General features: G+C 72.3%; 9 protein-coding genes, 2 tRNA genes and 1 other RNA gene. 7 read left to right on the top strand and 5 right to left on the bottom strand.

Features of this window, described 5'->3' with window-relative positions; translation table 11 throughout:
* Nucleotides 1-40 precede the first annotated feature (40 nt).
* Nucleotides 41-1,168, top strand: a complete 1,128-nt coding sequence (locus ACZ69Q_RS43075; RefSeq protein ID WP_471053769.1) for an endonuclease NucS domain-containing protein — start codon at nucleotides 41-43, stop codon at nucleotides 1,166-1,168.
* Between the two features lie 319 nt (nucleotides 1,169-1,487).
* On the opposite strand, the gene ACZ69Q_RS43070 is transcribed toward ACZ69Q_RS43075, so the two are convergent.
* Nucleotides 1,488-1,709, bottom strand: coding sequence for a hypothetical protein (locus ACZ69Q_RS43070; protein WP_471053766.1), 222 nt, complete (start codon nucleotides 1,707-1,709; stop codon nucleotides 1,488-1,490).
* A 237-nt stretch (nucleotides 1,710-1,946) separates the two neighbouring features.
* A tRNA-Ser gene (locus ACZ69Q_RS43065) sits at nucleotides 1,947-2,034 on the bottom strand.
* 73 nt (nucleotides 2,035-2,107) lie between these two features.
* On the opposite strand from ACZ69Q_RS43065, the gene ffs reads away from it, so the two are divergent.
* The 6 genes from ffs (at nucleotide 2,108) to ACZ69Q_RS43035 (ending at nucleotide 11,447) form a co-directional block, all read left to right on the top strand.
* Nucleotides 2,108-2,204, top strand: an RNA gene (gene ffs, locus ACZ69Q_RS43060) — signal recognition particle sRNA small type.
* Nucleotides 2,205-2,318: 114 nt separating this feature from the next.
* Entirely contained in the window at nucleotides 2,319-4,637 is a 2,319-nt protein-coding gene (locus ACZ69Q_RS43055; RefSeq protein ID WP_471053763.1) for a DNA polymerase III subunit gamma and tau, read from the top strand.
* A 308-nt stretch (nucleotides 4,638-4,945) separates the two neighbouring features.
* Nucleotides 4,946-6,196, top strand: a complete 1,251-nt coding sequence (gene purD / locus ACZ69Q_RS43050) for a phosphoribosylamine--glycine ligase (RefSeq protein ID WP_471053760.1) — start codon at nucleotides 4,946-4,948, stop codon at nucleotides 6,194-6,196.
* Nucleotides 6,197-6,581: 385 nt separating this feature from the next.
* Nucleotides 6,582-8,645: a hypothetical protein gene (locus ACZ69Q_RS43045; protein ID WP_471053757.1), complete on the top strand. Its 2,064-nt coding sequence runs from the start codon at nucleotides 6,582-6,584 to the stop codon at nucleotides 8,643-8,645.
* Between the two features lie 329 nt (nucleotides 8,646-8,974).
* A complete protein-coding gene (locus ACZ69Q_RS43040) occupies nucleotides 8,975-10,465 on the top strand; it encodes a N,N-dimethylformamidase beta subunit family domain-containing protein (RefSeq protein WP_471053754.1) in 1,491 nt (496 codons plus the stop codon).
* A gap of 82 nt (nucleotides 10,466-10,547) precedes the next feature.
* A complete protein-coding gene (locus ACZ69Q_RS43035) occupies nucleotides 10,548-11,447 on the top strand; it encodes a phosphoribosylaminoimidazolesuccinocarboxamide synthase (protein WP_471053752.1) in 900 nt (299 codons plus the stop codon).
* Nucleotides 11,448-11,489: 42 nt separating this feature from the next.
* On the opposite strand, the gene ACZ69Q_RS43030 is transcribed toward ACZ69Q_RS43035, so the two are convergent.
* The 3 genes from ACZ69Q_RS43030 to ACZ69Q_RS43020 all read right to left on the bottom strand — a co-directional run bounded on the left by ACZ69Q_RS43030 (nucleotide 11,490) and on the right by ACZ69Q_RS43020 (nucleotide 13,425).
* Nucleotides 11,490-11,565, bottom strand: a tRNA-Gly gene (locus ACZ69Q_RS43030).
* Between the two features lie 22 nt (nucleotides 11,566-11,587).
* Nucleotides 11,588-12,202: a response regulator gene (locus ACZ69Q_RS43025; RefSeq protein WP_471053749.1), complete on the bottom strand. Its 615-nt coding sequence runs from the start codon at nucleotides 12,200-12,202 to the stop codon at nucleotides 11,588-11,590.
* Nucleotides 12,199-13,425: a sensor histidine kinase gene (locus ACZ69Q_RS43020; protein WP_471053746.1), complete on the bottom strand. Its 1,227-nt coding sequence runs from the start codon at nucleotides 13,423-13,425 to the stop codon at nucleotides 12,199-12,201. Before ACZ69Q_RS43020 ends, ACZ69Q_RS43025 begins: the two co-directional genes overlap by 4 nt.
* Nucleotides 13,426-13,431: the final 6 nt, after the last annotated feature.

Below are 13,431 nucleotides of genomic sequence, written 5' to 3'. Positions count from 1 at the left end.
GTTCTGCTTGACTTCGGATTCCGATCGGAGGGGAGCCGGCATGCCGCTGGAATTCGGGCTGTGGCGAGTGGACGACGGGCCGGTGCGGATCGCGACACGGCCGATGCCGCTGGAGTCACGGCTGGAGGAGCTCATAGAGGCCGATCCGGGAATCCTGGGTCGGCCCCTGCTGCTGATCGGCCGCCAGGTGACCACCCGGTACGGAAAGATCGTCGACCTGCTCGGCATGGATGCCGAAGGCGGCCTGCACGTCCTCGAACTCAAGCGGGACCGCACACCCCGTGAGGTCGTGGCACAGGTCCTGGACTACGGCTCCTGGGCCCAGGAACTCACCAACGAGCAGATCCGCGACATCTACACCGCCTACGCCCGCGGCAGAGGCCTGCCGGAGGAACTGGACGAGGCCTTCGCCCTGCGGTTCGGCGGCAGCCCCCCGGAGGCCCTGAACTCCACGCACTCCCTGACCATCGTCGCCGGCGAGATCGACGCGGCGACCGAGCGGATCGTCACCTACCTGGCATCGGGGTTCCAGGTACCGGTCAACGTCCTGTTCTTCCGCTACTTCGAGGACGCCGGACGCTCCTACCTGGCACGCACCTGGCTGATCGACGAGGCCGAGGCCGTGGTCCCGTCGGGCGGCGCGAAAGGACGCGGGAAACAGGAGCCCTGGAACGGCACCGACTGGTACGTGTCGTTCGGCGACGAATTCGGCAGCGGCCGGAGCTGGGACGACGCTCTGCGCTATGGATTCGTCTCGGCCGGCGGCGGCGAGTGGTTCTCGCGCACGATCCGGTCCCTGCCGCTCGCAGCACGCGTGTTCACCCACATCCCCAAGGTCGGATACGTGGGCGTCGGCACGGTGTCCGGCGAACCGCAGCCGTTCGAGGACGCGGTTCTCACCGTCGGCGGTGAGAGCAGGCGGATGGCCGATCTCCGCCTGGAAGGCCGCTACCGGCCCGGAGAGGAGAGCGCGCGCAAGGACGCGGAGGATTCGGAGGACCGCCGCGAGTGGATCGTCCCCGTCACCTGGGAACGTGCCGTGCCCCGCGAGGAGGCGTTGTGGCGCCCGGGCTTCTTCGCGAACCAGAACTCCGCCTGCAAGCTCCGCGCCCGCTTCACGATCGACGAGGTCTCCCGCCACTTCGGCATCGCCGATCCGGATATGTGACGCCAGAGGGGCGGACCACTTTCATGGTCCGGCCCTCTGAGTCGGCGCGGGAAACGCGTCGGAACTGCCGCTAGGCAGCCTTGGGCCGCGCGGCACGCGTCCCGGGGCCGGGCTCCTGAACGTCCTCGGACCAGAGGGTCTCGTCCTCTCCGAAGTCCGGGGCCTGGAAGGGCGTTGTGGTCGGAGGCGGCGATACAGCGGTGGAACGGCGGGTTTGCCCTTCCAGGGCGGAGAACAGCGACGTCGGGTCGATGAGAGGTCTGCCTTTCGTTACAGGCCCCTGACGGGGCCTGGCATGCCCTGACCGGGCACGGCGGTCCTACAGCTTGGTCATCTTGGCGTACGGGCTCAGGATCCGCAGTTGCGCCGAGCCGAAATCCACGAGCGCGGCGATTCCGTCCTCGACGCCGATCACCCGGCCGAGGCCGTGCACGTCATGTGTGACCTGATCGCCCATGGCGAAGTGCTTGGGAGCCGGTTGGACCGGGGCCTTGAAGGGGCTGGTGGGCAGGTGACGCTTCGGTGCCGCAGGCTTTGTCATGGCTCAGTATGAGCCTTACCGGTACCCCGCCCGCTATGGCCATTGGCACAGATCCGTGCGGCCCCAACCCCGTCACGCCACTGACCTGGGGTTTCGAGCCCAGATCCGGTGAAACTCGACCGCAGGTCTGTTTCAACGGCCGCGGCCCGGTCCGCCTGGGCCAGACGAACGGAGACGGAAAGCGGGACGGGCAGACGCCAGAGGGCCGGACCACTTTTCTGGTCCGGCCCTCTGAGCTGGCGGAGGATACGAGATTCGAACTCGTGAGGGGTTGCCCCCAACACGCTTTCCAAGCGTGCGCCCTAGGCCTCTAGGCGAATCCTCCGCCGGAAACATTACATGACGTTGGAGGGTGCTTGCGAACTCGTTCGGGCGCCCGGCGATCAGGTACGCTGGGCCTCAGCCCCTCACGCGGCGCTATCTGACTGAACTCCCCCAGGGCCGGAAGGCAGCAAGGGTAGGTTGGCTCTGGCGGGTGCGTGGGGGGTCTTCTCGTACCCGGAGCCCACAGCGCATGTGCGCCCGGCCAGGATCCCGCCGTCGCGGGCGGGACAAGCCCCCGCAACCGGGCGGTCCGCGTTGTCAGTGGGCGCCTATAACCTCGTATGCGTGTCGTCTCTCGCGCTGTACCGCCGCTATCGCCCGGAGTCGTTCGCCGAGGTCATCGGGCAGGAGCATGTCACCGACCCGTTGCAGCAGGCGCTGCGGAACAACCGGGTCAATCACGCGTACCTGTTCAGCGGTCCGCGCGGATGCGGCAAGACGACCAGCGCGCGGATCCTCGCGCGGTGTCTGAACTGTGAGCAAGGTCCCACGCCGACCCCCTGCGGGGAGTGCCAGTCCTGCCGCGACCTCGCTCGCAACGGCCCGGGGTCGATCGACGTCATCGAGATCGACGCCGCGTCGCACGGTGGTGTGGACGACGCCCGTGAGCTGCGCGAAAAGGCCTTCTTCGGACCCGCGAGCAGCCGCTACAAGATCTACATCATCGACGAGGCCCACATGGTCACGTCGGCCGGCTTCAACGCGCTGCTGAAGGTCGTCGAGGAGCCGCCGGAGCATCTGAAGTTCATCTTCGCCACCACCGAGCCCGAGAAGGTCATCGGGACCATCCGGTCGCGGACCCACCACTACCCCTTCCGGCTCGTCCCGCCCGGCACCCTGCGCGAGTACCTCGGCGACGTGTGCGGCCGCGAGAACATGGCCGTCGAGGAAGGCGTACTGCCGCTCGTCGTGCGCGCGGGCGCCGGCTCGGTGCGTGACTCCATGTCCGTCATGGACCAGCTCCTCGCCGGAGCGAAGGAGGACGGGGTGACGTATGCCATGGCCACCTCTCTCCTCGGCTACACCGACAGCTCGCTCCTCGACTCCGTCGTGGAGGCGTTCGCGACCGGTGACGGCGCCGCGGCCTTCGAGGTCGTGGACCGGATCATCGAGGGCGGCAACGACCCCCGCCGCTTCGTCGCCGACCTGCTGGAGAGGCTGCGCGACCTGGTGATCCTGGCCGCCGTGCCGGATGCCACCGACAAGGGCCTCATCGACGCCCCCGCCGATGTCCTGGAGCGCATGCAGGCCCAGGCCGGCACCTTCGGCGCCGCCGAGCTGAGCCGCGCGGCCGACCTCGTCAACGAGGGGCTGACCGAGATGCGGGGCGCCACCTCGCCCCGCCTCCAGCTCGAGCTGATCTGCGCGCGCGTGCTCCTGCCGGCGGCATACGGGGACCAGCGTTCGGTCATGGCCCGCCTCGACCGGCTTGAGCGGGGCGTGAACTTCTCCGGGGGCGGTGGGATGCCCGCGATGGGGTACGCCCCCGCTCCCGAGGCACACGGAGGGGCGGCCGCTGCCGCTGTTCCGCAGGCCCCGCAGGTTCCGCCGGGTGGCGGTCCCGCCGCGGCCCGGGCGGCCGTACGGGCATCGGGTCCGTCCACGCCCGGCCCCGGCCCCGGCCCCGGCGCCGCTCCGGCAGGGCAGCAGGGCGCACCCACGGAGCAGGCCCCGGCCCAGCCCCCGGCTCAGCCCCCGGCTCAGCCCCCGGCCACCCCCGCGCCCACACCACCGCCCCCCGCGCCCGCCCCGGCCGCCGAGCCTTCCCAGCCGCCGCCCTCCGCCCCCGCCCCCGGCGCCTGGCCCACCGCCGCGCCCGCGGGCGGCGGCCGACGCCCCGGCGGCTGGCCCACGGCAGCCCCGGCGGGCGGTGGCGCCCAGCCCGCCCAGCCCCCGACCGGGCCCGGCAGCACCCCTGCCCCCACCCCGCAGCCGACGGCGTCCGCACCCGCCCCGGCCGCGGGCGGGGCATCCGCCTACGCCCCGCCGAGCGGCGGCCCCGACCCCCGCACGCTCTGGCCGAACATCCTGGAGGCGGTCAAGAACCGCCGCCGCTTCACCTGGATCCTGCTCAGCCAGAACGCCCAGGTGGCCGGCTTCGACGGCACCACCCTCCAGCTCGGCTTCGTCAACGCCGGAGCGCGCGACAACTTCGCGAGCAGCGGCAGCGAGGACGTGCTGCGGCAGGCGCTGGCCGAGCAGTTCAACGTCCAGTGGAAGATCGAGGCGATCATCGACCCGTCGGGCGGCGGCTCGGCTCCCCCACCGACCGGCGGCTCCTCCGGCTTCGGCGGCGGTGGCGGCACCGGCGGGTACGGCGGCGGTGGCAACAGCGGCTACGGCGGTGGCGGTGCGGCCGCCCAGCGCCCGCCAGCGCCCCAGCCGACGCCCACCCCGCCTCCGGCAGCCCCGTCGGCACCCGCTCCTGCCTCGTCCCCCCAGCCGCCCACGTCAGCCGCTCCGGAGCCGCCCGCCCCGGTCGCCCCCGAGGACGACATCCCCGAGGACGACGACCCCGACCTCAACGAGTCGGCGCTCTCGGGCCACGACCTGATCGTGCGCGAGCTCGGGGCGACGGTGGTCGAGGAGTTCATGAACGAGTAGGGGAGCGCAGGACGCTCGACGCCCGCCCCATCAATCGCGGCGGGAGGGCATCTGGCGGCGGCCGTCCCGGACCCGTCCACTCGCGGATACCGGCTCGACAGGCGGCTCTCCTGTCAGTGCCGGTCCGCATCATTCAGCCCGTCCGGCGTTTGAGGACGAGGCCCGTTCAGGGCCGAAGCGGGGGTCTGGGGGCGGCTGCCCCCAGGGCACGGCCAGGGTGAGCGCCGAGCAGCTCTTGGAGGAACATCCAGCCCCACCGGAGCGGCCCCTTCGGATGCCCGCACAGGAACCCCGTTAGGCTGACCCCCGTGAAGGTCCTCGTCATCGGCAGCGGTGCCCGCGAACACGCCCTGTGCCGTTCCCTGTCCCTCGACCCCGATGTCACCGCGCTGCACTGCGCCCCCGGCAACGCCGGCATCGCCGAGGTCGCCGAGCTGCACCCGGTCGACGCCCTGGACGGCGCGGCCGTGACCGCGCTCTCCGAACGGCTCGGCGCCGACCTGGTGGTCGTAGGGCCGGAGGCGCCCCTCGTCGCCGGGGTCGCCGACGCCGTGCGCGAGGCGGGCATCCCGGTCTTCGGCCCCTCCGGGGAGGCCGCGCAGCTCGAGGGCTCCAAGGCGTTCGCCAAGGACGTGATGGCGGGAGCCGGCGTCCCGACGGCCCGCTCGTACGTCTGCACCACGCCCGACGAGGTCGACGAGGCGCTCGACGCCTTCGGCGCCCCGTACGTGGTCAAGGACGACGGCCTCGCCGCGGGCAAGGGCGTCGTCGTGACCGACGACATCGAGGCGGCCCGGGCCCACGCCAACTCCTGCGAGCGCGTCGTCATCGAGGAGTACCTCGACGGCCCCGAGGTCTCCCTCTTCGCCATCACCGACGGCGAGACGGTGCTCCCGCTCCAGCCCGCCCAGGACTTCAAGCGGGCGCTCGACGGCGACGAGGGCCCCAACACCGGCGGCATGGGCGCGTACTCCCCGCTCCCGTGGGCCGACCCGAAGCTCGTCGAGGAGGTCCTGGAGACGGTCCTCCAGCCGACCGTCGACGAGATGCGCCGCCGCGGCACCCCGTTCTCGGGTCTGCTCTACGCCGGTCTCGCGATCACCTCCCGGGGCGTACGGGTCATCGAGTTCAACGCCCGCTTCGGCGACCCCGAGACGCAGGTGGTCCTGGCCCGCCTGAAGACCCCGCTGGCCGGTGTCCTGCTGGCCGCCGCCAACGCCGGCCTGGCCGATCTGGAGCCCCTGCGCTGGAGCGAGGACGCCGCGGTCACCGTCGTCGTCGCCTCGCACAACTACCCCGGCACCCCGCGCACCGGCGACCCGATCACCGGCCTCGACGAGGTGGCCGCCGAGGACGCCCCGCACGCCTACGTCCTGCACGCCGGCACCAAGCGCGACGGCGACGCGGTCGTCAGCGCCGGCGGCCGCGTCCTGTCGGTGACGGCGACGGGCAAGGACCTCACCCAGGCCCGCGACCGCGCGTACCGGGCGGTGGCCCGCATCAAACTCGACGGCTCCCAGCACCGCACGGACATCGCGGCGAAGGCGGCGGGCGAGTAACCCCCACTCCCGATAAAGGCGAGTAACCCTCACTCCCGATAAACCGGACAGGCCCCGATTCCGTCTCAGGAATCGGGGCCTGACCCGTTCGGAAGTCCGGGGCCCGACCCCCGGTCAGTTCCCGGATCGGCGACTGGATTTTGGTCAGGATCGGGGGCCTGATCCTCGCTTTCCGTCATCCACCTCTCCCCAAAGCCATTCCATCGAGTGACCGATGCCCCATCCGGCTGACGTGGGTCGACGCCCCAACTAGGGTGCGGCGCAAGCGTTCCGGCACTTGGCCCACCGGCATTGCGATGTCAGTCGTGGGTGCCACAGTGGGGGAGTGAGCAAAGCCAGGACAGTACGGACAGCCAGGGCACCGCGGAGGGGGTGAGGTCCGGCCGTGACCGGTATGGGTGTGGAGGCGGGTGCGCAGGCCGCGCGCGCCCGGGCCCTCGCGGTGCTGCGTATCCGCAGCCGCGCACTGGCCGTCGCCCTGCTGCCCGCGGCGTTCGCCGTGGTGCTGCTCGCCGGCCCCGCGACGGGCCACCTCGTCGGCCCCGGCTGGCATGCCGCCCGCTGGGTGCTCACGCCGCTCGCCGTCCTCGTCCTGCTGGCCGCCGCGGTCGTCGCGCTGGTCGTCGCCCGCGCCCACCCCGCCGTCACGCCCACGGTCCCGATCGCCGAGGAGCAGGCCCCGGACCTCTACCGGCTGGTGCGCGACCTCGCCGACCGCCTCGACGTGCCCGCGCCGTCCGCCATAGCGCTCACCCCGGACTGCGACAGTTGGCTGGAGGACCGCACCCACCCGGCGCACGCCCCGCCCCCGGCCGTAGGCCGTGAGGACGACGGGCTCAACGGCCTGCACGGCGGAAGCGCGCACGGCCCCCATCGCCGTACGCCCGCCGCCCCCGTCCTCGTCATCGGCTCCCCGTTCCTGTGGTGGATGCGCGTCGGTGAACTGCGCGCGGTCCTCGCCCCGGTCGTCGCCGGTACGGGACCCTCGGCGCACCCGGACATAGCCCAGGCCCGGCGCTTCGTACGGGGCCTGGACGCCGCCGTGGCCGTCGCCTCCACGCGCGGGCGCTGCCCGGGTTCGCGGGCGGTGTGCGCGGGGATCGGCTGGGTCGCACGGCTGCTGCTGCGCAGTTGCCGGGAGCACGCCGTCGAGATGGAGCGGGGCGTGGCCGCCGCGGCCGCCGAGCGTGCACAGGCTGTGGATTATGGACTGCGGATCGTCGCCCAGGAACAGGTCGGGCTGGCGTACGCGGGCTGGGACCGGCTGCTCACCCGGGTCGCGCTGCCCGCCTGGCGGATGGGCCGCTGGCCCTCGCGGCTGGATGCCGGCGTCGTCGCCGCGCTGACCGAGCTGTCCCGCCGGGACCGGCTGGCCGAGGGCTTCGCCTCCCGGCTCGGTGAGCGCCCCGCCTGTGACCTGCTCGAAGAGCCCGGCCTGATCGACGAGGCCGCCTCGCTGCTCGCCGCCCGCCTCTTCCACGGCGGCCCCGCCGAGCCCGGCCCGGACTGGTCCCCGGTGGACTGGCAGGCGTATCCGGAGGAGGTCGTCGACCGCAAGTGGCGCACCGACGCGGCCCGTCTCCACCGTGTCCTCGACGCCCTGGGCGTCCGCCGCACCACCCACGACACCTCCCCGGGGACCGACGGCCCGACCCTGGCCCGCGTCCTGGACCACCTGGCGACACCGCCGGACGGCACGGTCACGCGGCCCGCCGACGGGCAAGCGGTTGCCGAGCCCGGCACGGGCGGCATCCAGCCCTCGCCGCTCCCCCGTGCGCCCGAGGTCACCAAGCTGACCGACAGTGCCGAGGCCACCGAGCTGACCGACGGCGCCGAGGCCACCGAGCTGACCGACGGCGCCGAGGCCACCGAGGCCGCCCCCGACACCCACGAGAGCCCCGAGGCGCTCGACGCTCACGAGGCGCCCGAGGTCCCGCAAGCCCACGCGGCCCCGCAAGCCCACGCGGTCCCTCAAGAACCAAAGCCTCCCAACCCCCCCAAACCCCCCTACGCCGCCATGGCCGAGGACCATCCCGGCGACGGCGATCCGGAGACCGAGCGAAGCTCTGCCCTCGCCGCCGGCCTGACCGCGGAGATGGCCCGCGAAGAGGCCGCGACCCCCGCGGAGCACTCGACGTCCCCCGCCCCCGGCACCACCCTCCTGGACATCGGCGCGCTCCCCCTGTTCCCGCTCCAACCGCCGCGTACCTCACGCGAGTTGCTCACCGATCATGTGACGGCGATGGTCTGCTGCGCCGCGATGGACACCGCGGGCGCGACCCCCGGCCTGGACTGGCTGGACGGCCCCACCCTCCTGATCGACGGCGCCCGGGCGGCCGATCTGACCCCCCGCGTCCTCAGCCTCATCGAGGAAGGCGACCCGGGGCCTCTGCGCGCCTGGTTGGTGGAGTCGGGGATACGCCCCGAGAAGCCCGTGCGACTGGTCTGACGGCCGCACCCGCCCGGGCCCGACGGGCAGTACAAGCCCAGGCCAGACGGTTGTGGAGCCCATATGCGGCCGGAGCCCCCGGTTCCACTTTCGGCCAATTCGCAACGAATAGTGACAGGATGCGTGCGCAATGTGATGTGCTGGGACCGATAGCGCATATGGCAAGGGCTTACGACATACGACAGCCGTACAAAAGCGCACGCCGTACGACCGAAACCCCGAGCGCGCGCACCACACCGGGCACGGCAGGCACAGCAGACCCGCTCGCACACCACACATCACACAACGCTCGATGCACCACCACGGGGGAACGAGGGAGGGGTACGGCCATGGGGTCGGAGCAGATCCGCCGCTGGGAGTCGGGAGCACTCGCGCACGCCGTGACGGACCCCTTCGGTCAGGGCCCCGTCCCCTGGCTGCGCGGAAACGTCACATACTTCGACGACACCGGCCAGGTCGTCCCCTGGTACGTCGACGGCCAGGCGCACCCCCCGACGTCGGACGCCCCCAGGGTCCCGGCCCCGCGGAGCGCCGGCCCGCGCTCCGCGGACGACGTCCACCGGCAGATCAAGGGCTTCATCTCCACCGGCGCGGTCGCCCCCGGCGAGGCGGTCGACTTCCACATCACCGTGGACCCGCCCCAGGAGTTCGCCGTCGACATCTACCGCATCGGCCACTACGGCGGCGACGGCGCGGCCAAGATCACCACCAGCCCCCGGCTGTCCGGCATCGTCCAGCCCGCCCCGCTCACCGCCGACCGCACGGTCTCCTGCCACCACTGGTGGCTGTCCTGGCGCCTGCAGATTCCCTCGTACTGGAGCATCGGCGCGTATGTCGCCGTCCTGACCACCGTCGACGGCTACCGCTCCCACATCCCCTTCACCGTCCGCGACAACCACCCCGCGGACCTGCTCCTGCTCCTGCCCGACGTCACCTGGCAGGCCTACAACCTCTACCCCGAGGACGGCCGCACCGGCGCCAGCCTCTACCACGCCTGGGACACGGACGGCCGGCTGCTCGGCGAGGCGGACGCCGCCACCACCGTCTCCTTCGACCGCCCGTACGCGGGCGCGGGCCTGCCCCTGCACGTGGGCCACGCCTACGACTTCATCCGCTGGGCCGAGCGCTACGGCTACGACATCGCCTACGCCGACGCCCGCGACCTGCACGCCGGCCACATCGACCCCACCCGCTACCGCGGCCTGGTCTTCCCCGGCCACGACGAGTACTGGTCGACGAACATGCGCCGCACGGTGGAGCTCGCCCGCGAGAACGGCACCTCCCTCGTCTTCCTCTCCGCCAACACCATGTACTGGCAGGTCGAGTTGGCCCCCTCCCCGTCCGGCGTCCCGGACCGCCTGCTCACCTGCCGCAAGCGCAGGGGCCCCGGCCGCCCGGTCCTCTGGCGCGAGATCGACCGCCCCGAGCAGGAGGTGATCGGCATCCAGTACGCGGGCCAGGTCCCCGAGCCGCACCCCCTGATCGTCCGCAACGCCGACCACTGGCTGTGGGAGGCGACCGGCGCCCACGAGGGCGACGGGATCGAGGGCCTGGTCGCCGGCGAGGCCGACCGCTACTTCCCGCGCGCCCCGCTGCCCGACCACGAGGAGCGCATCCTGCTCTCCCACTCCCCCTACACGGACCGCGAAGGCGCCCTCCGCCACCAGGAGACCTCCCTGTACCGCGCCCCCTCCGGCGCCCTGGTCTTCGCCTCCGGAAGCTTCGCCTGGTCCCCGGCGCTGGACCGCCCGGGCCATGTCGACGCCCGGGTCCAGCGCGCCACCGCGAACCTCCTGGACCGCATCTGCAAACGTGACTGAGCTCACCCAGCACACCCCAAGTCCAAGGTCAGCGGCCCATACGGGACAATCGACCCGTTGGACAGAACCACGGGGAGGAACCGTGTCCGGATTCGTAGAAAAGCCCGAGCCGATTCAGGTTCCGGGCCTGGTGCATCTGCACACCGGCAAGGTGCGCGAGCTGTACCAGAACGAGGCGGGCGACCTCGTGATGGTCGCCAGTGACCGTATGTCCGCCTACGACTGGGTGCTGCCGACCGAGATCCCCGACAAGGGCCGCGTCCTCACCCAGCTCTCCCTGTGGTGGTTCGACCAGCTCGCCGACCTGGTCCCCAACCACGTGCTGAGCACGGAGGTGCCAGCCGGCGCCCCCGCCGACTGGGCGGGCCGCACCCTGGTGTGCAAGTCGCTGAAGATGATCCCGGTGGAGGCCGTGGCCCGCGGCTACCTCACCGGCTCGGGCCTCGTCGAGTACAACGCCTCCCGCACCGTCTGCGGCCTCGCCCTCCCCGAGGGCCTGGTCGACGGCAGCGAGCTGCCCGCCCCGATCTTCACCCCGGCCACCAAGGCCGCGGTCGGCGAGCACGACGAGAACGTCTCCTACGAGGAGGTGGCCCGTCAGGTCGGCGCCGACACCGCGGCCCGGCTGCGGCAGGCGACCCTCGCCGTCTACTCCCGGGGCCGGGACATCGCCCGCGAGCGCGGCATCATCCTCGCCGACACCAAGTTCGAGTTCGGCTTCGAGGGGGAGACGCTGGTTCTCGCCGACGAGGTGCTCACCCCGGACTCCTCCCGCTTCTGGCCGGCCGACCAGTGGGAGCCGGGCCGGGCGCAGCCGTCGTACGACAAGCAGTTCGTCCGTGACTGGCTGACCTCGCCGGCCTCCGGCTGGGACCGCAAGAGCGAGCAGCCTCCGCCGCCACTGCCGCAGGAGGTCGTGGACGCGACCCGTGCGAAGTACGTCGAGGCGTACGAGCGCCTGACGGGCATGAGCTGGAGCTGACCCCATGACAAAGGCCCCGGTCGATGACCGGGGCCTTTGATCTGGAGCGAACGACGAGGTTCGAACTCGCGACCTCAACCTTGGCAAGGTTGCGCTCTACCAACTGAGCTACGTTCGCATGCGCCGTGGCGCGAGACCCACTATACCCAACCTCGCTCCCGCGCGAGACGAACCGCCGCGTGACGGTTCTCCGCGCCGAGTTTCGACGCGGCGGACGACAGATAGTTCCGCACGGTCCCCTGGGACAGCGCGGCCCGCTCCGCGATCTCCGCGACGGGCGCCCCGTCGGCGGCGAGTTCCAGCACCTCCGCCTCCCGCGCGGTCAGCGGCGAGTCCCCGGCGGCGATGGCGTCGGCGGCCAACTCCGGGTCGACGTAACGGTTACCGGCGTGCACGGTACGGATGATCTCGGCGAGCCGCTGCGCGCTGACGGTCTTCGGGACGAACCCGCGCACACCCGCCGCAAGGGCCCGCTTCAGATGCCCGGGCCGCCCGTGACTGGTCACGATCAGCACCCGGCAGCCGGGAAGTTCGGTCCGCAGGGATGTGGCCACCCTCACACCGTCCGCCCCCGGCATCTGAAGATCCAGCACGGCGACGTCGGGCTCGTGCGCCCGGGCCATCGCCAGCGCCTCGGGCCCGCTGGCCGCCTCGGCGACGATCACGAGGTCGTCCTCCAAGGAGAGCAGCGTGGCGAGCGCGCCCCGGATCAGATGCTCGTCGTCGGCCAGCAGCAGCCGCACCGGCCCGCTCATACGGTGACCTCCCGCACACCCGCCACAGCCAGCGGCACGTCCGCCACCAGCCGGAACACCGCCTCGCCGACGTGACCGGCCTCCAGCGTCCCGTCGACCGCGGCCAGCCGCTCCCGCAGCCCGATGAGCCCGGAGCCGCCACCCCCGTCGGCGGCTCCGGCGGCCCCGTCGTTCTCCACCGTCAGCACCACACGTCCCTCGCTCACCCGTACCCCCACCGAGCACCGCTCGGCATTCCCGTGCCGCAGCACATTGGTGGTCGCCTCCCGCACCACCCAGGCCAGCGCCGACTGCACCTCGACGGGCAGCCCGCCGGCCCGGCCGGTCACCCGGCACTCGATCCCGGCCGCCGTCAGCACCCCCTGCGCACCGGCGAGTTCGACCTCCAGGTCGGCCTCCCGGTAGCCGCGTACGACGTCGCGCACCTCGCGCTGCGACTCGCCCGCGATCCGCTGCACCTCGATCATCTGCTCCACGGCCTCGGGCCGCCCGCGCCGCGCGAGCTGCACCGCGAGTTCGCTCTTGAGCGCGATGACCGACAGATTCCGCCCCATGACGTCGTGCAGATCCCGCCCGAACCGCAGCCGTTCCTCGGCGACCGCGAGCCGGGCGCGGGTCTCGCGGGCCTCGTCGAGTTCGTAGACCGCTTTGAGGAGCCAGACGGAGAAGAGGGCGACGAAGGCGAAGAAGACGCTGCCGAGCAGCGTGATCAGGGCGATGACCAGCGCGGCGAAGACGGACCGGCTGATCAGGAGCACGAAGAGTCCGGATCCCGCCGCGAAGCCCGCGACGAGGGCGTACACACGCCTGCGGCTGTGCACCCCGAGCGTGATCATGCCTACGCCGAAGAACACTACGGCGCCGAAGACGCTGCCCGCCGCCGAGTCGACGCCGTCGCCCTTCGGGCCGTACTGCACCACGGCCAGACCTGTGGCGGCGATCGCCGCGGTGACGGCGCCGAGCGTCCACAGCAGTCGTACGGGCTGCTCACGCCGACCGCACACCCAGTCCAGCGCCCGCGACACGACCATGGCGCTGACCGTCGCGTGCGCGCACACCACGAGCAGCAGCCAGCCGCCCAGCGCGGACGACATCTCGCCGAGGACCGGCAGCGCGACCGACACGACCTCCATCACCGCGAAGAAGTGGAACGACCACCTCGTGTACGTCTCCACCTTCGCCGGCGTGCTCTTGCCCCGCCACCATGTGCCCGGCCCGCGCATCTGCCG

The sequence above is a fragment of the Streptomyces sp. NPDC036764 genome, from assembly GCF_055609385.1.
This window is presented reverse-complemented; position numbering and strand designations above follow the sequence as displayed.